This window comes from Deinococcus sp. LM3 (assembly GCF_002017875.1).
In the GTDB taxonomy this organism is placed as follows: Bacteria; Deinococcota; Deinococci; order Deinococcales; family Deinococcaceae; genus Deinococcus.
The window spans coordinates 339,031-360,334 of record NZ_MUFV01000002.1; the positions used below are offsets into that span (position 1 = coordinate 339,031).

A 21,304-nucleotide genomic window follows, 5' to 3' on the forward strand; every position below is an offset into this window, starting at 1 on the left:
AGTTCCCATGACCCAACCTTCCTCTCCCCTGCGGATCGGCGTGGGCGGCCCGGTCGGCAGCGGCAAGACGGCGCTGCTGGAGGCGCTGTGCCGCGCGCTGCGGGACCGCTTCGAGCTGGCCGTCATCACGAACGACATCTATACCTTCGAGGATCAGCGGATCCTGACAGCGGCGGCGGCCCTCCCGGCCGGGCGGATCCGGGGCGTGCAGACGGGCGGCTGCCCGCACACCGCGATCCGTGAGGATTCCTCGCTGAACCAGGAGGCAGCCGAGGCGCTGACCAGCGAGTACCCGGGCCTGGAACTGCTGTTCATCGAGTCGGGCGGCGACAATCTCGCCTCCAGTTTCTCGCCGGAGCTGGTGGACGCGTGGATTTTCGTGCTGGACGTGTCCGGCGGCGAGAAGGTGCCGCGCAAGGGTGGCCCCGGCATCCGCGCGAGTGATCTGCTGGTGATCAACAAGACGGATCTGGCGCCGCTGGTGGGCGCCGACCTGCGCGTGATGGACGCCGATGCCCGCGCGGGCCGCACCGTTCAGGGCGAGCTGCGGCCGTACGTGTTCACGAACCTCAAGAGCGGCGACGGGCTGGCGGACGTGATCGCGTGGATCGAGCACGACCTGCTGTTCCGGGACGTGCCGCCGCCCCGCGTGGGGTTGCCGGGAGCGCCGGTCTGACCCTGTCTCCTTCCGCGCTGCTGGCCCGCACGCGCACGGGCGTCCTGCACCTGCACTTCGGCGTGCGGGGCGGGCGCACCGCGCTGCTGCGCGACACGCAGAAAGCCCCGCTGATGGTCATCCGGCCCTTCGAACTGCCGTGCGGAACGCTGATGGTCTTCATCGTGAACCCGACCGGCGGCGTGCTGGGCGGCGATCACGCCGAGATCCGCGTGACGGTCGAGGGAGGCGCGCGGGTGCTGATCCTCACGCAGTCGGCCACGCGGGTGCAGCCCTCGCCGGACGGGCGGCCCGCCACGCAGGACGTTCAGTTTCAGGTGGCGGCGGGCGGGCGGCTGGAGTACCACCCGGAACGCACGATTCCCTTCGCCGGGAGTGCCTTCGCGCAGACCCTGACGGCTGAGCTGGAGGAAGGCGCGCAGTTCGCCCTGACCGAGACGCTCGCGTCGGGGCGCGTGCAGACCGGCGAGCGGCTGGCCTTTGCGTCGTACCAGAGCCGCGTGCAGGTCAGCGTCGCGGGGCGGCGGGTGTACCTGGACCGGCAGCGGCTCGTGCCGGGCGAGCACACGCGGGCGCCCGGCGTGTGGGGCAGCCACGACTATCAGGCGTCCGGCGTGTTCGTGGGTGGTGAGCCCCCCACCACGCTGCCGGGCGTACCGGGCGTCCTGGCGTCCGGCGTCTCAGCGGGCGGGGCCGTGTGGCTGCGCGGCGTGGCGTCCCGGGGACCGGACCTCGACCGGGCCCTGCTGAGCGCGCGCGAGTCGTTGCGGCGGCAGCTGTGGAACGCGGAACCGGCGCAGGTGAGACGCTGACGCCGGCCCCCGGTCCGGTCCCGGCCCCTCTTTGCACGGGGCGCGCTACAGTCCGGTGCGTTACAGCAGGGACCCGGCGCGCAGCGTCGTCAGGGCCGGAAGGGAGGGGAACGGAATGTTCGATATTCGTCGGTTCGGTGGCGTGATTTACGGAGCGGATTACAACCCGGAGCAGTGGCCGCGTGAGGTGTGGGCCGAGGACGTGCGCCTGATGAACGAGGCGGGCGTGAATCTGGTGTCGCTGGGCATCTTCTCGTGGGCGCAGCTGGAACGAGGCGAGGGCGACTTCGATTTCGGGTGGCTGGACGAGGTGATGGACCTGCTGCACGCAGGCGGCGTGGACGTGAACCTGGCGACCGCGACGGCCTCGCCGCCCCCGTGGTTCTCGCTGAAGTACCCGGATTCTCGCCCGGTGACGGTGGACGGCGTGCGACTGGAAGTCGGCGGGCGGCAGGGGTACTGCCCGAGCCACCCGGCGCTGCGGGAGGGCGTGGCCCGCCTGACGCGCGCCGTGGCGACCCGGTATGCGCGGCACCCGGCGCTGAAGCTGTGGCACATCAACAACGAGTACGGCTGCCACATCGACCAGTGTTTCTGCGAGCACTGCGCCCGCCGCTTCCGCGCGTGGCTGGAAGCCCGCTACGCGACCATCGACGCGCTGAACGACGCCTGGGGCACCGCCTTCTGGAGTCAGCGGTACACCGACTGGGCCGAGATTCAACCGCCGCGCCGCGCGCCCACCTACGCCAACCCCACGCAGCAGCTCGACTGGCGGCGCTTTTCCAGCGACAACATCCTGGAACTGCACACCCTGGAACGCGGCATCCTGACCGAAATGACGCCGGACGTGCCCGCCACCACGAACTTCCTGGGGTTCCTGCCGGGCCTGGATTACTTCCGCTGGGCGCAGGAGGAGGACGTGGTGTCCCTGGACGCCTACCCGGACCCCGGTCAGCCGGACTCGCACCTGGAGGCGGGCATGGTGTTCGACCTGACCCGGTCGCTGGGCGGCGGGAACCGCTGGATCCTGATGGAGCAGGCGACGAGCGCCGTGAACTGGCGGACGCGTAACGCGCCCAAGGCGCCGGGGCAGATGCGGATGCTCAACCACCTCGCGCTGGCGAAGGGGGCCAGCGGGATCATGTTCTTCCAGTGGCGGGCCTCGAAGGCCGGTGCGGAGAAATTCCACAGCGGCCTCGTGCAGCACGTCGGCCCGGAGCGGTCGCGGGTGTGGCGTGAGGTGACGGACTTCGGCACGGAACTGCGGGAGCTGACGCCCCTGCTGGACGCCCGCGTGCCCGCGCGGGTGGCGGTGATGTTCGACTGGCATAACTGGTGGGCGCTGAACATCGACAGTAAACCCGGCGTCCTGCCGCTGCTGCCGCTGCTGGGCCGCTGGTACGCCGCGCTGCGCACGCTCGGGCAGAACGTGGACTTCGTTGCGCCCGGCGGCGATCTGGAAGGGTACGACGTGGTCGTCCTGCCGAACCTGTACCTGATGGACGACGCGACCGGCGCGGACCTGCGGGCCTTCACGCAGCGCGGCGGGCACCTGATCGCCGGGTACTTCACGGGTGTCGTGGACAGCCGGGAACACGTGCACCTGGGCGGGTACGGCGGCCCGCTGCGGGACGTGCTGGGCCTGTGGGTCGAGGAATGGGACGTGCTGCCGCCCGGCCAGACGAACACCGTGACCCTGAACGGCCAGACCGTGACCGTCACCGACTGGTGTGACGTACTGCACCTGGACGGCGCCGAGGCGGTCGCCACCTACGAAGGACGCTTCTACGCCGGTCAGGCCGCCGTGACCCGCCACACGGCGGGGCAGGGAACGGCGTGGTACGTGGGCACCGAACTGCCCGCCCACGCCCTGCGGGACGTGCTGCGCGGCGTGCTGGACGGCGCGGGCGTGCCCCACACTGACCTGCCGGCCACGCTGGACCTGAGCGTCTCGCAGCTGCCGGACGGCTCGCACCTGCTGCACCTGCTCAGCGCCGACCCGCAGCGCACGCAGCGGGTGCAGATCCCGGCCGGCGGCACCTTCTTCCCCGCCCGGCCCGAACGTGGGGGGGCCGGCACGCAGGTGGACCTCGCGCCGTTCAGCGTCACCCTGATCCACTACCCCGGGCCGGTCGACGTGAGTGCCGTGACGGTCCAGCAGGTCAGCGCGGAATTTCCGGTCGCCTGACCGGAGCTGCTGTCCGGCACCCTGGCCCACTCTGTCCGCCCGGAGTGGGCCGGGGGCCGGAGGGTGAGGTCAGCCGCCGATGTTCACGGTGGGCGCCCCGGCGCTGATGACCCCGCCGTGGGCGGTACTGTCGCCCATGCGGGCGGCGGGGCGGCCGTTGATGAAGACGGTGGCGCTGCCGCGCACGATGGAGTCCGGTGGCCCCTGACAGACGCAGGAGTCACCGGCGCGCGCGGCGGGTTGCCGGCCGATCAGGACGTTGGGACTGCCGGCGGCGATGGGACCACCGACATGCGGGGTCCAGCCGCTGTACAGCGGGCAGGTGTGGTGGTCTCCGGAACGGGCGGCCTGCGGCATACCCGTACTGTACGGCAGGTGGGGGCGGCCGGTCTGCTCAGGTGGGGGGCTGGCGGGGCGTGGTGTGCAGGAACCGCACGTCGGCGCCCTGCGCGGCGACCCGTCCGAGCAGGATGCCGGTCTGGGCGGGGTTGCGGCTCAGGCGGTCACCGTTCTGGGTGACGAGGATGTCGCCCGGGCGCAGGCTTTCGATGGCGCGGTGCAGGGTGGGGCGTTCGAGGTGGTCGCCGCTGTTCTGGTCTATGTAGACGGCCTGACAGCCGGCGGCAAGCAGTTCGCGGATCTGGGTGAGGGGTTGTTTGTTGTCCTGGGCGGAGCGGGCGTAACCGATGAGCATGGGAAAACCTCTGAAGGGGGCGGGGCGGATGGGGAGGGCTGGCCTGCATGATGCACCTTCGAGGGTGGGTTCGGGGGGGGTTGTGAGGGAGCCTACACTGTCGACCACCGTTATTGTAGTAAACACTCAGATATGGCCAGACCCCGTTCAATTACCGATGAACAGATTGTCGAGGCCGCGCACGAGGTGTTCCTGGAGCAGGGATTCTCGGCCACCACCGCTGCCATCGCGCGGCGGGCGGGGGTCTCGGAAGGCACGCTGTTCAACCGTTTTCAGTCCAAGGAGGATCTGTTCGTCGCGGCCATCGGCCTGAGAAACTACGGTCAGTGGCGATCGCAACTGCTGGCACACGTCGGTCAGGGCGAGGTTCACCGCAACCTGGAGCGCGCCCTGATGGCGCTGCTGCAGGAGGCCACGTCGCTGCTGCCGAAGCTGATGGTGATGTTCTCACGCGGGCACGACCCCAGCCACAACCCGCTGCTGCAACGCCTGGACGACCCGGTGCGCTCGGACGCCGACGCGCTGGCCGAGTACCTTCAGGCCGAGGCGCAGCTGGGGCGGGTCCGGCCGATGGACGCGGCCGTGACCTCGCTGGCCCTGATGGGAGCGGTCACGCACTACATCCACCGCGAGCAGATGCTGCCGGCCCTGGGGCGCGAGGTCGTCGACCCGGCGCGCTTCGTGCGGGGCCTGCTGGACGTCATGTGGCCCGGACTGGAGCCCTGAGGTGCGCCGCCCCGGATTCGTAAGTAAGTATTCACTTTTTAATACGCGCGCCCGTGACCCTACAACCGATGGGTGACGCGCCGATCACCGCCTGCCCCTACCGTGGTCGTACGCCGCCCGCCTCTCCCCCCTCCGCTCCCGTTGTCCCGAGGTTTCCCGATGCCCCAATCCAAGTTCCCACCTCCAGAGCGGACCGTCCGCCTGCGCCGCCGGGCGCTGCTGCTGGGCCTGAGCGCCCTGCTGGCCTCCGCCCAGGCCCAGCAGACGCCGGTCACGTCGCCCGCGCCTGCACCGCTGTCTGCCCCGGTGACGCCCGCCACCTCTCCCCTGCCGACCGTCACCGTCTCTCCTGAATTCGCGGCGCTGCTGGAGTGGCTGCGCCGTTCGCCCGACTGGCGGGCCGCCGACCTGAAGTTCCGTTCCGCCCAGCTGACCCTGGACAGCGCCCGCACCCGCGCCGGACTGAGCCTGACCGCCGGCGCAGACGGCACCCTGACCCGCTTTCCCTGGGAGAGCGGCAGCTGGAACACCTCGGCCACCCTGACGGTCACGGCCGGCCTGAGCGTCCTGCCCTGGTCGGCGGCCCTGGAGGGCGTGCGCAGCGCCCAGCGCGCCCTGGACAGCGCTGCCGTGGAACTGCGCGCCACCCGCGCCGCCCTGACCCTGCAGGCCGCGCAGGCATACGAGGCGGCCCGCAGCGCCGCCGCCGGCCTGAGTCTGGCCGACGCGCAACTGGACATCGCCACGCGCCAGCTGGAGATCGCGCAGGCGCAGCGCACCCAGGGCCTGCTCCCGGCCGAGGCCGTGCTGGGCCGGCAGGCCGCACTGGAAAACGCCCGCGCTGCGCAGGGCCGCGCCAGCCGCGCCGCCGCGCAGGCCAGCCGCGCCCTGACGCGCCTGCTGGGCCAGCCCGTCACGCTGCCCGCGCAGGCAGCCGACTTCGCGCCGCCGCCGCAGGTCACCGTCACGGCCGACCTGACGACCCTGATCGCCCGCGCGCAGCAGCGCCGCCCCGAAGTGGCCCGCGCCCGCGCCGGACTGGGGGACGCGCAGGCCGGTCTGGGTGCCGCGCAGCTCGACGCGCGTCTGCCGGACCTGACCGCCAGTGTCCGGGCCGGGCAGCTGGCAGACGCCCAGGGCAACCCGGGCCGCACCGTGAGCGGCAGCCTGAACGTGAAGGCCGGCACGCTGGGCGCGCAGGTCAGCCTGCCGCTGCGTGACACGTCCGCCGCACCGAACGGCTTCGCGCTGTCCCTGAGCGCCTCGCTGCCGCTGCTCGGCAGTGGACGCGGCGCGGCCGTCACGCAGGCGGAACTCGGCGCGGCGCAGGCGCAGCTGGCGCTCGACAGCGCCCTGCAGAGCGTGGAACTGGACGTCCGTTCCAGGTTCGACACCTGGACGGACGAGCAGGCCGCCCTGAACGCCGCGCGCCTGACCGACGAGCAGGCCCGCGCCGCCCTCGGCAGCGCCCGCGCCCGCCTGGAGGCCGGACTGATCACCACCCTCGAGCTGCAACAGGCGGAACTGACCGCCCGGCAGAGCGCCCTGAACCTGACCGCGCAGCAGAACGCCGCCGCGCTGGCCGCCCTGGCCCTGGCGCAGGCCACCACCGACCTCGACCCGCTGCTCGCCACCGGAGGACCCCGATGAACCGTACCCTGATCCACCTGACTGCCCTGATGCTGGCCGTGTCCGGCCTCGCCTCCGCCCAGACCGGCCGCCTGACGCTGCAGGCCGCCGTGACCCGCGCGCTCGACAGCGGCGCGGACGTCACGACCGCCCGCGCGAACCTGCAGAAGGCGCAGGCGAACCTGCGCGCCGTGCGCGCCGACCCGACCACGCCCATCACCACCCTCACGCAGGCCGAGCAGGACGTCGCCGGGCAGGCCGCCACCCTGGCGGCCACCAAACTGGGAGTCGCGCAGACGGTGATCACGCAGTACCTAGGCGCCTCCGACACCGCCGAGCGCCTGAGCGTGGCGGCCGCGCAGGTCGCGCTGAGCGAACGGCAGCTGAAGATCGCGCAGGCCCGCCTCGCCGCGCGGGTCGCCACGACGCTGGACGTCAGCCGCGCCCAGAACGCCCTGAACGGCGACCGTCAGGACCTTCAGAGCGCCCGCGAGCAGCTGCCGGTCCTGGAAGCGCAACTGGCCCGCAGCCTGAACCTGCCGGCCGGCACGGACCTGACCCTGAGCGCCCCGCCCGCCCCGCCCAAACTGAGCGTGACGCTCGCGGCGTTGCAGGCCGGACTGGACAAGCGCCTCCCGGCCCTGGTGCAGGCGGCGAACGGGTCGGCCTTCGCGGCGCTGCAGGTGAAACTCGCGGACAACGACTACACGCCCGCCCGCACGCTGGAGGACGCGCGCGTCGCGGCCCAGAACGCGCAGCGCAGCCTGGACGACGCCAGCCGCAGCGCCGCCACGCAGGTCCGTGACGCCTACCGCACGGTGCAGGACGCCCAGGAGCGCGTCGCCCTGGCCCGCGAGAGCCTCGCGAACACCCAGACCAGCCTGACGCAGGCGCAGGCGCGCCTCCGGGCCGGAACGGCCGCCGCCGTCGACGTGCAGCAGGCGCAGGTGCAGGCCCAGCAGGCCGCGCTGAACGTCACGCAGGCGAGCGGGAACGTCTGGAAGGCGCTCGCCGCGCTCGGCAGCGCCGCCGGGCTGGACGTCACGGGACTGGTGAAGTGACCGTGACGAACAGTCCGTCCGTCCGTCCGCCTGTCCGCCCGGCTGCGCGGCTGCGTCGGCTGGGAGCCGCCGCGCTGCTCAGCGCCGCCCTGGTCGCCTGCGCCGCACCGGACGCCGGAAGCGCAGGTCCGGCCGCCACCGACACGCCCGCCGCGAACAACCTGGACGCCGCGCCGGCCAAGACGACCACGCTGGACGTCACGACCGTCACCGCCGCGACCGGCACGCTGAGCGTGCAGCGCAGCGCGTCGGCGACGGTCGAGGCGCAGCGCGACAGTCAGGTCGCCGCGCAGAGCGGCGGGAACGTCCGCGCCGTGCTGGTCCGCGAGGGCGACCGGGTCGCGCAGGGCGACGTGCTCGTGCAGCTCGACGACACCACGCAGCGGCAGGCGCTCCAGAACGCGCAGCTGCAGGTGCAGCAGGCGCGCATCAGCCTCGACCAGACCCGCACGTCGGCCGGGCAGGCCACCGGCGCCCTGCAGGCGGCCGTCACGTCCGCGCAGGCGTCGCTGGCGCAGGCTCAGAGCGGCGCGCAGAGTGCCGAGACGCTGTACGGGCTGGGCGGCGTGAGCCTCGCGGACCTTCAAGCGGCCCGGGCGCAACTCGCGCAGGCGCAGAGTGCCCTGGCGCAGGCGCGGAACAACCTCGCGCAGAACGGGCGCAGCGCCGCCAGCAGCGTGCCGCTCCAGCAGGCCAACCTGGAAAGCGCCCAGATCGGGGTCGCGCAGGCGCAGCAGAACCTCGCCCGGACCGCCGTTCGCGCGCCGTTCAGCGGCACGGTCGCCAGCCTCAGCGCCGAGGTCGGCGAGTTCGTGCAGCAGGGCAGCCCGGTCGTGCGACTGGTCGATCCGGGCAGCATCCGCGTGAAGTTCAGTGTGCCCAGCGCGGACGCCCCGGCCCTGCGGGACGGCACGGACCTGAACCTCACGTACGCCGGCGTGAACTACGTCGCCACCGTGACCGGCACGCCGGGCATCGCGGGCGACAACCGGCTGGTGCCGGTCACGGCGCGCGTGCAGGGCGGCGAGCAACTCCCGGTCGGCGCGACCGCCCAGGCCCGCTACCGCAACACGCTGGGACAGGGCGTGCTGATTCCCAGTTCGGCCGTGCAGGTCGACGGCGGCCAGAACGCGGTGTACATCGCCAATGGCGGCGTCGCCGAGCGCACACCCGTCACGGTGATCGCCGAGAGCGGCGGTCAGGTCGCCCTGAGCGGCGTCACGGCCGGTCAGCAGGTGATCGTGCCGGTGCCCGCCAGTCTGCAGGACGGCGCGAAGATCCGCGTGCGCGGCGGGAGTGGTAACCAGTGAGTACCCACGACCCGGAAGACTTCCTCTCGAAGCCCGGCGCGACCCTGCCGGACGGCACGCCGGAACCGCCGGTGCATCCGCTGGTGCGCTTCAGCGTCAAGAATTACGTGTTCTCGATCGGCATCTTCGTGATGATCGTGCTGGCCGGTCTGGTCACCACGCTGCGGCTGGGCGTGGAACTCCTGCCGAACTTCGAGGTGCCGATCCTGGCGGTCAGCACCTCCTACCCCGGCGCGAACCCCGATCAGGTGGACCGCGAGGTCAGCCGCCGCGTCGAGGACGCCGTCAGCACCCTGGCGGGCGTGGTGGACATCAACACCACCTCGGTCAGTAACCAGTCGGCGGTCATCATCACCTTCAGTGACGACACGAACATCGACTCGGCCGCGAACTCGGTGTCGCAGGCGGTCGCCGCGATCCGGGGCATCCTGCCGGACGGCAGTGAAGCGCCGGTCGTGCAGAAGTTCGACCCGAACGCCACGCCGATCCTCAGCCTCGCGCTGCTGGGCGGCAGCAACCCGCCCGACGAGGTCACCACCTACGCCGAGGACGTGCTCGTGCCGCGCCTCGAACGCGTCGAGGGCGTGGCGGACGTGACGGTCAGCGGCGGCCCGGAACGGCAGGTGCAGGTGCTGCTCGACCCGGCGCGGCTGCAGTCGTACAACCTCACGCCGGCCCGCGTGACGCAGGCCATCGGTGCCAGCGCCCTGGACCTGCCGGCCGGGACGGTCGAGCGCGGCGGTGTGGAAACGCAGTTCTCGACCCGCAACACGCCCCGCAGCGCGCAGGACGTGGCGCGCATCACGGTGGACGCCAGCACGGGCCTGCAGGTGTCCGACGTGGCCACCGTCCGCGACGGCGCGGTCAGCGCGGCCAGTCTGGCGCGCGTGAACGGTCAGCCGGCGGTGCTGCTCAGCGTCCGCAAGGGCAGCGGAACCAACTCGGTCGCCGTGACCGACAACGTGCGCGCCGCGATGGAAGCGCAGCGGCTGCCGGCGGGCTACAGCCTGAGCCTGGCGAGCGACACCACCCGCGAGACCCGCGCGACGGTCAGCGACACCTTCAAGGAGTTCCTGATCGCGATTGTGGCGGTGGGCGTGATCTGCCTGCTGTTCCTGGGCCGCCTGACCACCGTGCTGTCGGTGGTGCTGGCCATTCCGATCTCGATCAGCGCCGCGCCGCTGCTGTTCGGGCTGCTGGGCTTCACGTTCAACATCATCTCGCTGCTGGCGATCATCGTCGCCATCGGCATCGTCGTGGACGACTCGATCGTGGTGGGCGAGAACGTGCAGCGTTACCGCGACATGGGGTACTCCCCTATCCGCAGCGTGCTGCTGGGGGGCAGTGAGGTCTTCTCGGCCGTGACCGCCGCGAGCCTCGCACTGCTGGCGGTGCTGATTCCCCTGAGCCTGATGCCGGGCATTCTGGGGCAGTTCTTCAGTCAGTTCGGGCTGGGCATCGCGGCCGCCATCGTGCTGTCGTGGCTGGAGAGCCTGCTGTTCCTGACGGTCCGCATGGCCTACACCCGCGACCCCGAACCGATCGGCTGGGCGCAGGTGCCGGGCGTTCTGGGCCGCTTCCCGGCGCTGCTGGTGGCTGCACTGAGCGGCGTGAAGACGCTCGGCGGCCTGCTGTGGCTGGCCCTGACCGGCGTGCTGGGCACCGTGGCCCTGTCCCGCGCCGGTCTGGCGCTGCCGGTCGCCCTGGGAGTCGCCGCGCTGCTCGCGCCGCTGATCCTGGCGGTCGTGCGTTACCTGCTCAGTTCTCTGCTGGCGGTCCTGGAAGCCGTCACCGGCACCCTGCACGGCCTGACGAACGGCGCGGTGCAGGGCGTGGCCCGCCGCTACGCCCGCAGCCTCAACGGCACCCTGAACCGGCCCTGGCTGGTCATGCTGATCGCGGGCGCGTTCCTGTTCAGCGCTCCGCTGGCGCTGCGCGGCGTGGGCTTCGCCTTCACGCCCAAGACCGACAGCGGCAGCCTCAACGTGTCCGTGACCCTGCCGACCGGCACGGACCTGGAAACCACCAACCGTCTCACCCGTCAGGTCGAGGACCTGCTGCTGGCCCGCCCCGAGGTGCGCCTGATCGAAACCAGCGTCGGCGCGGGCCGCGCGACCGGGGGGAACAACGCCAACGAGAGCGCCCTGGCCGTCACCCTGGTCAGCAAGGAGGAGCGGCCGGGGATCGAGGCGCTCGTCGAGGAGTTCGGTCAGGAACTGCAGCCCATCGCGGCCAGCGTACCCGGCAGCACGGTCAGCGTCGCCACCCAGCAGAACGGACCGGGCGGCAGCGCCGACATCACGCTGGCCCTCACCGCCCCGAATCAGGCGCTGCTGCTGGAACGCAACCGCGAACTGGTGCGCCTGCTGTCGCAGGACCCGAACCTGCGGACCGTGGACAGCAGCCTGAGCGCCACCCGGCAGGAACGGACCTTCCTGCCCGACACCACCAAACTGGCCGGCACCGGCCTGAGCGCCAGCGACGTCGCGCAGGCCCTGCGCACCTACAACGACGGCAGCACCGCCGGCAGCGTCCGCGACGGCGACCGCAGCGTGAACATCGTCGTGCGCCTCGATCCGTCCCTGATTCAGGACGAGCAGAGCCTGCTCTCCCAGACGGTGTTCTCGCCGGGCCTGAACGCCAACGTCCCGCTCTCGCAGCTGGGGTCGTTCAGCGTGTCGCAGGCTCCGGCGACCCTCAGCCGCCTGAACAAGGCCTACACCGCCACCATCGACCTGAATCTGGTGCCGGGCGGCCCGAACGCCTTCGCGTACCAGGGCGAGATCGTGAAGGCCGCCGAGGAGGCCGGCATCCTGCGTGACGGCGTGACCCTCGGGAACGCCAGCGCCTTCGGCAGCGCCGGCCTGACCGGGGACCTCGTGTTCTACGGACCGGTCCTGATGGTCGTGGCGATCCTGCTGACGTACCTCGTGCTGGGCAGTCAGTTCAACTCGTTCCGCTACCCGATCTACCTGCTGCTGCCCATTCCGCTGGCGGTGGTCGGGGCGCTCTGGAGCCTCAGCCTGTTTGGCGTGGACCTCGACGTGATCACGGTGCTCGGCATGGTGATCCTGCTGGGCCTGTCCACCAAGAACTCGATCCTGTACCTGGAGTTCGTCACCGAACGCGCCCGCACCCTGCCGCTGCGCGAGGCGCTGGTCGAGGCGGCCGAGCTGCGCTTCCGGCCGATCCTGATGACCACCCTGACGGTCCTGGTGATCAGCATCCCGCTGATCCTGGGCCAGGGGGACGGCGCCGAGTTCCGCCGGGGCCTGGGGATCGTGATCCTGGGCGGCGTGGTCACCTCGACCCTGCTGACCTTCTACGTGGTGCCCAGCGTGTTCTGGCAGTTCGAACGCCGCCGCCAGAAGACGGTGCCCGCACCGGCTCCCGGTCCGTCCCTCTCCGCCGGAGACTGACCTTTCCACATCCCGGCCGGGCCTCCGTAGCAGTTGCGGAGGCCCGGTTCTTCTGTTCCCATTCACCTGCCAGCCTCGCCAACCAGAGTTGCTCGTCACGTGACGAGCAGATCCGAAAGGCCGGGTGTGGGGTCTGGAGGGACGCCCAGGCCTGCCATCTGGAGACACCCGGGGATCGCGGCCGCTCCTGCTCGTCACGTGACGAGCAGATTCCTCCGGCAGCCGAGCATGAAGTGTTGATGGAAGCATGAAGTGTTGATGGAGCGGAAGCCGCGCCCGGCGACCTAGCATGGGGCATGATCGTTGCCTTCATCAATCCCGACGCCACCCTGCTGCCCGGCGGGGACAGCCCCGAGGCGGAGCGCCGGGCGGCCGGGCTGCCCCGCCTGCTGCTCGGCGCGGAACTCATTCCCGTCACCGGCCTGGACGAGGAGGGGCTGCTGTCCGTCCCCGCCTCGTTCACGTCATGGCAGATCCTGCTGCACGGCGCGGCGGTCATCACACCCGACGGCCTGGAAGACGAGGCGTGGCGGCGCCTGAGCCTGGAAGCGCAGCGCGGAGCGGAACAGGCGCTCGAACTGGCCTATCAGGCGGCGCAGCACGTCGATCAGCTGGGGCAACTGGGCCTGCACGTGGAATTGCTGCGGCGGTCGGGCGCGCCGCTGCTGGTGCGGGCCACCCATCCGCACGGCCTGCGTCTGGCGACCGAGCAGGCCGCCGCCGCCCTGCGGGAGTGGTGGCAGGACGGACCGTTCCAGGGCGTCCTGCGTGTGGAAGCCACGCCGCAGGCCGTCACGGTCCTGCCGAGTGAGATCCGCGCCGAGCGGGCCGTGAACTACGTCCTGAACCAGCTGGGCGAGGTCGACCTGAGCGTGGGCGTCAGTGCTGCCGCGGCCGATCAGGCCTTCCTGGCACTGTGCGACTACGCCCTGATGCCGGGCGACAGCGCGCTGCTGGACCTCACCACCGACGAAGACAGCTGACCCGGGAACAGCTGACAGCCCGGACCGTTCCTGTCATCCTCAAAGCAGGGCCGGCCGACCCCAGGCACTGGCAAGACCGTTCATCCCGACTGCTTCACCCGAACATCAGACGTCCCCGTGCCCGGTCACAGCTGGACAGAGGCACGCCGATCACGATTCAACCTCTGGAGAGACGACGCCAATGCACCCTGACCTGCCGCCAATCAACTGGGCGCTTCCAGTCACCCGGACACCCGATCTGACCGTCAGGCTGGATCCCAGGGGGATCATCCTGAGTGCCGGACCGGCGCCGGCCCGACTGGCCGGGCAGTCCCTGCAACCCGGCCAGAAGTTCACGGACCTGTTCCCGGCGATGCAGGCGTGGCTCACATGGCCTGAGCGACCGTCGCCCGGGCAATACCCGGAGGACACGTGGCAGGTCACCCTGGGGGAAGCGCGGGTCACGGCCCACCTCGAACAGGACGGAGACACGCTGTGCCTGAGCCTCTGGGAACAGCAGACAGGCCGCCCGGACCTGCTCGAACCGTTGCTGGCATCGCAGCATGCCCTGATAGGGGCCACCACTGTGGATGAAGTGATCGGTGTCCTGCTGGACTCCCTGAGTGCCGCCGTGGCGGGTGGCGTCCGGCTGTACCTTCATGATCCGCAGGATCACGCACTGGTGGTTCACACCGCATCAACGTCCACGCAGACCGGCCAGCCTGCGGGCGCACGACTCCCGGTGAACGCCGACCATCCCGCCGCCGAGGTGTTCCGCACTGGCCGCCCGCTGCGGCTGGAGCCGTCGACCATGCCCCAGCGGTACCCGGTACTGGACCTGTCTCCCGAAGCCGGCGAGGTGCTCGGCCTGCCCCTTCACGCCGGTGAGCGGTCCCTGGGAGCGCTGTTACTGGAACTCACTGCGCCCGTGCCGACCACAGACCCGACCTTCCAGGCCGGACTGCGCCTGCTGGCCTCGTCCGGCGCGGCGGCCCTGACACGCGCCCGGCTGTTCGAGGGCGTGCGCGCGGCCGGAGAGCGTTCCCGGGTGCTGCTGGACACCACTCACGATTTCGTGTGGGAGGCCGACGCCGACTTTCAGGTCCGCTCTCCACTTCCACAGTGGGAGGCTTTCACGGGACAGCCGTTCGAGTCGTACCGGGGCTTCGGATATCTCGCCCAGCTGACACCCGAGGCCCGCACCCGTTACCTGCAACTGATCCGGGACGCGCAGGACCAGCCGCGTCCCATCAGCTTCGACCTGCCGGTCCTGGGGCCGGACGGCGCGTCCCTGTATGGACAGGTGCAGGCCGTGCCCATCCACGGACCGGACGGAACACTGCGCGCCTGGATGGGCACCATGAGCGACGTCACCGAGCGCCGGCAGATGGAGCGGCGCCAGGGAATCATCCAGCAGGTGCTGCAGCAGCTGGGCACGGCCGTGGAACCACAGGAACTGCTGCATGCCGTTCTGCACGCCGCCCGCGCCGCCTGCCAGGGAAGGGCGGCCCAGATCGTCCGGCTGACCGGGCCCCGCCACACTGTGCATATCCTGGCGCATCAGGCCCAGGACCGGCCAGAGAACCCGGAGCGCGCGACCTTCCCGGACAGAAGTGACGTCCTGTGGAGCGCACTCGACTCCGGCGTGCCCACCTGGATCACGCCGGAAGGAACGCTCCGCCCCGACTACCTCACCCAGGCGGACGTGCGAGCGGGATCGGAAGCCGTCCTGGCTCTTCCGCTGCGGACCGACGCCGGCTTTCACGTGCTGCTGCTGATCGCCGGCGCCGCCGCGCCGCTGTCTCCGGAGGTCCGTGATCACCTGCGCTGGATTCAGCCCTACCTGGGACAGGGCGCGCAGCGGGCCCTGCTGGCCTGGACGCTCAAGCGCCGGGAGGAACAGGGCCGGCACATCATTGACGCTCTGGACGAGGCGCTGGTCCTGTGCACCGAGGACGGCACCATCCGGCAGGCCAACGGCCCGGCCCTTCAACTCGCCGGACTGGAGCGCGTGGAGGACATGCCCAACATCTTCGATCCGGGCTGGCAACTGCACGACCCGGACGGCCGGAGACTCGAACCGTCACAGTACCCGGCGTTCACGGCCCTGCAGACCGGGCAGGCGGTACGCGACGCCCTGGTCCGGCGGCACCTGCCGCACAGCGTGCAGTGGGTCTCCATGAACGCCGTTCCCTGGCAGCACGACGGACGGCGCGGCGTGATCGTCTCCGTGAAGGACGTGACCGAACCTCACCTGCTCCGGCAGCAACTGGAAGTGCAGGCGCAGCAGGACGAACTGACCGGGCTGCCCAACCGCCGGATGTTCAACCAGGCGGTGCAGGCCCTCACCGGACACCGGCAGGGGGGAGCGGTGCTGCTCCTCGACCTGGACCGCTTCAAGCTGGTCAACGACACGTACGGCCATCACATCGGGGACGACCTGCTGCAGGTGATCGCCCGCCGCCTCCAGCAGCAGGTCCGTGACGGGCTGTGCAGCCGGCTCGCCGGAGACGAGTTCGGCGTGGTCCTGCCCGGCCTGACGGCGCAGGCGGCCCGTGAACTGGTCTCCCACCTGCTGCCGCTACTCGAACAGCCGGTCTCGCTGCGGGGCGTCACACTGCACCCGCAGGTATCCATCGGTCTGTGCGCGAACACCGATACCGACTGGGACGCCGACGCGTGGTTCAAGGGAGCTGACCTCGCGCTGCACGACGCCAAACAGCAGGGCCGCAGCCGCTGGAGCGAGTACACGGAGATCCTCGAGCGGCAGCACGCGCGGCGCGTGGCGATCGAGGAACGCCTGCGGCTCACCCTGCGGTCCGGGGGACTGACCGTGGAGTACCAGCCCATCGAGCGCCTTGGTCAGCCGGGCTGGCTGGACGTCGAGGCACTGGCCCGCTGGGAGGACGCCGAACTCGGCTGCGTCTCACCGACCGAGTTCATTCCCGTCGCCGAGGAAGCTGGCCTGATGGGTCTGCTGGGCGAACAGGTCCTGCGCGCCGCGCTGACCCAGGTGCGCGGGTGGAGTCAGGTCACCGGGCATCCGGTCCGCGTGCACGTGAACGTCAGCGGCGGTGAGATGAAAACTCCCGACTTCGCCCTTCGCGTGGCGCGGATTCTGCGGGAAACCGGCTGTCAACCGTCGCAGCTGATCACGGAACTCACCGAATCCGAAGCGGTGGGGGACGTGCAGCCTGTCCTGCGGCAGCTGAAGGCCCTGCAGGCGCTGGGCGTCCGCATCGCGCTCGACGATTTCGGGACCGGCCACTCCAGCCTCAGCATGCTGGAGCAGTTGCCGGTGGACCTGGTGAAGATCGACCGGTCGTTCGTTCAGAACGTCGACGCGACCCCGCGCCGCCGCTCGCTGCTGAGCGCCATGCTGCGCATGGGAGAGGAACTCGGCGTGCAGGTGATCGTCGAGGGCGTCGAGACGGCCATCGAACGACAGGTCCTCGACGCGCTCGGCGTGCAGTTCGTGCAGGGCTATCAGGTGAGTCGACCGGTCCCGGCCGCCGGACTCATCGCCGGGCCACACGGCCTGACCCTCGCCCCGGAGATCCAGACGCTCTCCCGCAATAGCCGCAAGGCATGACCGGGCACCCGCCGGGCAGGGCGGGAGCAGCTCTACGAGTCGCTTTGCTCGGATTGAAGGGTCTTTGCAGCCCCTTTAATCGGAGTCCGTATGACGCCGCGGTCAGTCGGTGTCGCTGGCCTGCCCGCTCAGCAGGGCGCTGAGTTGCGCGAGCAGTTTCTCCGCGCGGGCACGCTGCCGGGCGTCAAGGCGCGTCACGGCGCGGCGGTCGCGCAGCTGCTGGGCCACCGTGACGAACACGTCCTGGGTGGGTTGTGCGGGTCCGCGCAGCATCTCACGCAGCGCCGCGACGGTCGCGCCGGCCGCGGCGGCTTCCAGCATGGCTTCCCGCAGGTCCGGGCGTTCGGCGCGGCCGATGACCAGGGCCTTGCGGTAGTCCAGTCCGGTGCGCACCGCTTCCTGCAGGTCCTCGGACAGGTTCAGCAGGGCGGCCCGGTTGCGGATGAACGAACGCCAGGATTCCCGGCCCAGCGCCCCGAAGGCGGCGTCCAGGCGTGCGATCAGTTCCGGCTCGGTGTCGGCATGCCGGTCCAGGGCGAACATGCGCGCGACCACGCCGTCTTCCGGAACGCCCAGCGTCACCGAGGCCACCTGCAGTTTGGCCCTGACCTCTTCCATGACGTTCAGATCCTCGCGTTGCAGGTTCTCGACGGCGGCCGCCAGCCGGGCCTCACTGTCGCTCAGGGTGCGGATCAGGACCGGCACCTCGGTCAGGCCGGCCTGACGGGCGGCGCGCCAGCGGCGTTCGCCGGCCACGATCTCGTAGCGACCGGACGCGGTCGGGCGGACCAGCAGGGGTTGCAGGACACCCTGTTCCCGGACACTGCGGGTCAGGTCTTCCAGGGCGTCCGGGTTGAAGTAGTAGCGGGGCTGGAATTCACCCGGGTCCAGCAGCGCGGTGCTGAGGCTGGTGGTGGCGGGCTGCGCGAGCGTGTCCACGCCGGCGACCAGTCCGCTCAGGCGCGCGCCGATGACGGGTCGGGTCTTGCGGGTCATGCCGGCGCCTCCTCGATCTGCACGTTCAGGCCGGCGGCCCGCGCGATTTCCGCCGTGACGCGCAGCACGTCGCGGTGAACAGGGGAGCCCGGCGCGTACACACCGACCGGCTGTCCGGCGCTGGCGCTGTCGTTCCAGACGGCGCCGCGGTCCGCGATGGGGCTGGCCAGCGGGTTCAGCAGGCCCTTCAGGGCGGTCAGGGCCTCGCGGTCGTGCGAGCGGCGGGCGTCGAAGAGGGTAGGCACGTACAGCGCGACCGTCAGGTCCGGCCGGAGCTTACGGTAGGTGGCCATGGCCTCGGCCAGTCCGGCCAGGGCGTTCATGCCTTTCTGGCGGGTGGGCACGGGCACGATCAGGTGGTCGGCAGCGAGGGCGCCCAGGATGGACAGCTGTCCGAGGCTGGGCGGGCTGTCGATCAGCACGGCGTCGTAGCGGTCCGACCACGTCCCGAGTGCCTGGCGCAGGTGCAGGTGCGCGCCGACGACGCCCATCATCTGTCCCTCCGCGAGGGCGAGCGAGACATCGCTGGGAATCAGGTCGAGTCCGTGGACATGAACAGGGGAGGGGAGGGCGTCACCGCGGGTGGCGGTGTCGTAGACGGTCTGTTCGCGCGTCACGCCGGTCACGCCCAGCCAGTCGGTCAGGTTCGCCTGAGGGTCGAGGTCGACCAGCAGCACGCGCTGCCCGGCGGCGGCGAGCGTGTAGCCGACGTCGCGGGTGAGACTGGACTTCATGACTCCGCCAGCGTGGTTGAAAAGCGTCAGGGTGCGCATTGCTGCGCAGCCTAGCGCGTCGGCAGCCCCTCTGTCGCCTGGAAGGGCGCTTCTGCTCGTCATGTGACGAGTGAGGAGGGGCCGGGGACTATCGGACAACTTGCGCCGTTTTTCTGAAAAGCGGCCTGACAGGCCGGCATTCAGTTTAATGTCGAACTAAATAATGCCGGTGCGGCATGCACCCCTCCGTCACTTCGGAGGGGAAAGAGCCATCAACCGGCGCGACCCGAAGAAACCTCCCCACGGTGGAGGCTCCATGTCGGAAAAAATACGCACCCGACAGATAGCAAGAGTTTTATTTGTCCCAGAGACTATTTTTCCACTATCGGACAACTTGCGCCGTTTCAGAGAGAGCCACTATCGGACAACTTGCGCCGTTGTAGAAATCCTGCCTTCCAGGACGACATTTTTTGCCGTGAATATCGTGTAGTGCCGACTATCGGACAACTTGCGCCGTTTCGGGTCAAACTATCGGACAACTTGCGCCGTTTTTATCCACAGGTATCGGACAACTTGCGCCGTTTGCAAAGTCCACCTATCGGACAACTTGCGCCAAAACTATCGGACAACTTGCGCCGTTCGCCTCCGGGTATCGGACAACTTGCGCCGAAAAAGGGCCTAAACTATCGGACAACTTGCGCCAAACTATCGGACAACTTGCGCCGTTTCACCCGAAAAATGCCGTGCAGCACGCGTCTGGGTCGGGCTCTTGTTGTTGACAACATATATTATTCTTTTAAGAGATTTAAACAAAAAGAAAAACAACAAACACACAGGGGGAATGGGCAGTGGCCGACAAGGGAATCAAACGCTTCGACGAACTCAACATCGCCCGGTTGAGTCTGATCAGCGTGCAGGAACGCATTCCGGCCGACTACCGGGACTGGAGCGTCGAGCTCGAGGACGGCGACCGCCGCTACCGCGTGACCTGTCAGGCCCTGCCCGAATACGGCGTCCCGCACGGCATAGACACCGACATCAGTGCCGCGCTGGTCAACCTGTACATCGACCAGGGATCACCGGCAGACGGCGCGGTGACCTGCACGCCGTACCAGCTGCTGCAGATGGCCGGACTGGACACCAGCGGCCGGTACTACGCCTCACTGGATGAAAGCCTGAAACGCCTGACCACCACGACGTATTTCATTTCCGAAGGGTGGCGCGACCATCCACGGGGCCGCTGGACGAACGTGAATTTCCGGTACATCGACCGCATCGAGTTCACCTCCGGGGAGGCCGAGAAGCTCGACGCGTCCAGCGTGCTGCGCATCACGTTGCCGCAGGAGATCTCGCGCAGCGTGCGCGCCGGGTACATCAAATCACTGGACCTGTCGTTCATGCAGACCCTCAAGCGCCCCCCGACACGGGCGCTGTACCGCCTGCTTGACGCCCAGCGCCGCGACCCGGAAAACCCGGACGCGGTGGCGATGGCCTACCAGGTGGGCCTGATGGAGTGGGCGGAGGCCTGCAAGATCGTGACCGACCGGCCCAGCATGGCGCAGCGCACCCTGGACGCCGCCCACGAGGAACTGATCGAGAAGGGCTTCCTGAAGAACGTCGAGTACCTGGGGCGCGGGAAGAAAAAGCTGCTGCAGTACACCTTCGGTGAGGCGTTCATTCCGCCGGATCCGGCCCTGCTGCAGGAACTCGCGGATCTGGGCGTCACGCAGACCCGCGCGCTGCAACTCGTGCGTGAGCACGGCGAGCAGACGGTGGACGACGCGGTCGTGCGCTGCAAGGCGATCCTGGCGGCGGGGTACAAGCCACGGTCAAAACCGGCCTTCTTCGTGGACGTTCTGAAGAACCCAGGCAAGTACCAGCTGCCCGAAGGGGTCTCTGAGTCCCGGAAAGGCACCAGCAAGGCGCAGCAGGCCAAGCTGCGCCCCTCGGGTCAGCCCAGCCTGTTCGAGGCCCCTTTACGGGCTTCTGAGGAAGAAGTAGACGCGGACGCCCTGCTGCGGGGCGAGCCGCGCGAGAAACAGGTCGAGGAAGTCATGCGCACCCTGACCTTCCTGCTGCGGAACGACCTCAAACTCCAGGAACTCGACACGCTGCGGCTGGCACTCGACGAGGGCCTGGAAGACCCGCTGGAGATCAAGGCCTGGGCCATCAAGGGCATCAGCGGCGGCCAGAAGAGCACCGTCGTGCGCGACCTGCGCACCCGTCTGGCCGTCAAGATGCAGGCACTCAGGGACCAGCCGCCGACGCCCGGGCACTGACACCCGGGTATTGATATCCGGGTACTGGCGCCGCCCAGCAGGGCCGGCGGCGCCCCACACGCGACGGGCTCCTGTCTGCTAGGCTGGCCGCACCTGAGGTAGGGGAAGTCCGGTGAGAATCCGGCGCTGTCGCGCAGCGGTATGCCAGTCAGTTCAACGGAACTCGATCATGGTGAGCCCGAATGCCTCTCAGGGAAGCCCGTTCACGCCGATTGCCGGTGTGTGCGTGGCACCTCTCGCCGTCAGA

At 69.9% G+C, this 21,304-nt stretch carries 15 protein-coding genes and 1 riboswitch; of the genes, 11 read left to right on the plus strand and 4 right to left on the minus strand.

What is annotated here, in order from left to right; genetic code table 11:
• Window positions 1-7 precede the first annotated feature (7 nt).
• The 3 genes from ureG (at window position 8) to BXU09_RS15650 (ending at window position 3,676) form a co-directional block, all read left to right on the plus strand.
• Window positions 8-676, plus strand: coding sequence for an urease accessory protein UreG (ureG, locus tag BXU09_RS15640; protein WP_078305265.1), 669 nt, complete (start codon window positions 8-10; stop codon window positions 674-676).
• On the plus strand, window positions 604-1,488 hold the full coding sequence (locus tag BXU09_RS15645) for an urease accessory protein UreD (RefSeq protein ID WP_240501400.1): 885 nt from the start codon (window positions 604-606) through the stop codon (window positions 1,486-1,488). The genes ureG and BXU09_RS15645 overlap by 73 nt, the downstream gene beginning before the upstream one ends.
• Window positions 1,489-1,603: 115 nt before the next feature.
• On the plus strand, window positions 1,604-3,676 hold the full coding sequence (locus tag BXU09_RS15650; protein ID WP_078305266.1) for a beta-galactosidase: 2,073 nt from the start codon (window positions 1,604-1,606) through the stop codon (window positions 3,674-3,676).
• Between the two features lie 69 nt (window positions 3,677-3,745).
• Here the strand turns inward: BXU09_RS15650 and BXU09_RS15655 are convergent, their stop codons facing one another.
• Together BXU09_RS15655 and BXU09_RS15660 are read right to left on the minus strand one after the other, a co-directional pair.
• On the minus strand, window positions 3,746-4,033 hold the full coding sequence (locus BXU09_RS15655) for a PAAR domain-containing protein (RefSeq protein WP_078305267.1): 288 nt from the start codon (window positions 4,031-4,033) through the stop codon (window positions 3,746-3,748).
• Between the two features lie 37 nt (window positions 4,034-4,070).
• The gene (locus tag BXU09_RS15660) at window positions 4,071-4,370 is read right to left on the minus strand and encodes a recombinase family protein (RefSeq protein WP_078305268.1); all 300 of its coding nucleotides are present in this window, start codon (window positions 4,368-4,370) and stop codon (window positions 4,071-4,073) included.
• A gap of 132 nt (window positions 4,371-4,502) precedes the next feature.
• On the opposite strand from BXU09_RS15660, the gene BXU09_RS15665 reads away from it, so the two are divergent.
• The 7 genes from BXU09_RS15665 (at window position 4,503) to BXU09_RS15695 (ending at window position 17,069) form a co-directional block, all read left to right on the plus strand.
• The gene (locus BXU09_RS15665) at window positions 4,503-5,096 is read left to right on the plus strand and encodes a TetR/AcrR family transcriptional regulator (RefSeq protein ID WP_078305269.1); all 594 of its coding nucleotides are present in this window, start codon (window positions 4,503-4,505) and stop codon (window positions 5,094-5,096) included.
• A gap of 159 nt (window positions 5,097-5,255) precedes the next feature.
• Window positions 5,256-6,746 (plus strand): TolC family protein, encoded by a 1,491-nt coding sequence (locus tag BXU09_RS15670; protein WP_240501406.1) that lies wholly within the window; start codon window positions 5,256-5,258, stop codon window positions 6,744-6,746.
• Entirely contained in the window at window positions 6,743-7,786 is a 1,044-nt protein-coding gene (locus BXU09_RS15675; protein ID WP_078305270.1) for a TolC family protein, read from the plus strand. The genes BXU09_RS15670 and BXU09_RS15675 overlap by 4 nt, the downstream gene beginning before the upstream one ends.
• A gap of 2 nt (window positions 7,787-7,788) precedes the next feature.
• Window positions 7,789-9,096: an efflux RND transporter periplasmic adaptor subunit gene (locus tag BXU09_RS15680; protein WP_240501408.1), complete on the plus strand. Its 1,308-nt coding sequence runs from the start codon at window positions 7,789-7,791 to the stop codon at window positions 9,094-9,096.
• Window positions 9,093-12,515: an efflux RND transporter permease subunit gene (locus tag BXU09_RS15685; protein WP_078305271.1), complete on the plus strand. Its 3,423-nt coding sequence runs from the start codon at window positions 9,093-9,095 to the stop codon at window positions 12,513-12,515. The genes BXU09_RS15680 and BXU09_RS15685 overlap by 4 nt, the downstream gene beginning before the upstream one ends.
• Before the next feature lie 296 nt (window positions 12,516-12,811).
• Window positions 12,812-13,498, plus strand: coding sequence for a hypothetical protein (locus tag BXU09_RS15690; RefSeq protein ID WP_078305272.1), 687 nt, complete (start codon window positions 12,812-12,814; stop codon window positions 13,496-13,498).
• Between the two features lie 181 nt (window positions 13,499-13,679).
• Entirely contained in the window at window positions 13,680-17,069 is a 3,390-nt protein-coding gene (locus BXU09_RS15695) for an EAL domain-containing protein (protein WP_078305273.1), read from the plus strand.
• A gap of 102 nt (window positions 17,070-17,171) precedes the next feature.
• Here BXU09_RS15695 and BXU09_RS15700 read toward each other — a convergent pair whose 3' ends face one another.
• Together BXU09_RS15700 and BXU09_RS15705 are read right to left on the minus strand one after the other, a co-directional pair.
• Complete coding sequence (locus tag BXU09_RS15700) at window positions 17,172-18,065, minus strand: ParB/RepB/Spo0J family partition protein (protein WP_078305274.1); 894 nt, start codon at window positions 18,063-18,065, stop codon at window positions 17,172-17,174.
• Window positions 18,062-18,838 carry a ParA family protein gene (locus BXU09_RS15705; RefSeq protein WP_078305275.1) on the minus strand — a complete coding sequence of 259 codons (777 nt, stop codon included), beginning with the start codon at window positions 18,836-18,838 and terminating at the stop codon, window positions 18,062-18,064. Before BXU09_RS15705 ends, BXU09_RS15700 begins: the two co-directional genes overlap by 4 nt.
• Before the next feature lie 788 nt (window positions 18,839-19,626).
• Here BXU09_RS15705 and BXU09_RS15710 point away from each other — a divergent pair.
• The gene (locus tag BXU09_RS15710; RefSeq protein WP_078305276.1) at window positions 19,627-21,057 is read left to right on the plus strand and encodes a replication initiator protein A; all 1,431 of its coding nucleotides are present in this window, start codon (window positions 19,627-19,629) and stop codon (window positions 21,055-21,057) included.
• A 77-nt stretch (window positions 21,058-21,134) separates the two neighbouring features.
• Window positions 21,135-21,266: riboswitch (cobalamin riboswitch) on the plus strand.
• Window positions 21,267-21,304: the final 38 nt, after the last annotated feature.